The sequence below is a fragment of the Lactobacillus nasalidis genome (genome assembly GCF_016587775.1).
Taxonomy (GTDB): domain Bacteria; phylum Bacillota; class Bacilli; order Lactobacillales; family Lactobacillaceae; genus Lactobacillus; species Lactobacillus nasalidis.
Genome location: NZ_BOCG01000578.1, coordinates 1 through 449 on the forward strand (window position 1 = coordinate 1; position 449 = coordinate 449).

A 449-nucleotide genomic window follows, 5' to 3' on the forward strand; every position below is an offset into this window, starting at 1 on the left:
GCATAATACTAGTGGCGAAAAACGTACTTAATGTGTTTGATTATATGTAAGAGATAGCAGGTAGGTTTTAAGTTGAATTAGCGTAAGGAAAGCCAGAACTTTGCTTTAGGTTAGAGCGCAAATTTTAGTCATACTTCAGAAACATATGTTTGGGGATCTACAGGAATACGTGCTAAAATATTCCTCGAAACAAAGATTGAGAATGATATGATTCTGAAAGCTGGTGAATTAAATGGCTGAACAGGCAGAAGAAGTACCGTCTAAATTAATTCAGACAAGAGTCTATGAACTACATCCAAACAAGACTATGAGAAGAGTTTTGGATGAAGCTTGTGACTATCGCCGCTATTGCTGGAATCAAGGCCTTGCCTTGTGGAACGAAATGTACAAGGCAAGACAAGCGCTTAAATCTTCTTTGGCTTCCGACCCGAAAAAGCTGACTGAAGAAC

1 protein-coding gene is annotated in these 449 nt (G+C 38.8%); it reads left to right on the plus strand.

What is annotated here, in order from left to right; genetic code table 11:
* Positions 1–232: 232 nt before the first annotated feature.
* On the plus strand, positions 233–449 hold a 217-nt coding region (locus tag lacNas_RS10910), incomplete at its 3' end, for a helix-turn-helix domain-containing protein (protein ID WP_201346861.1).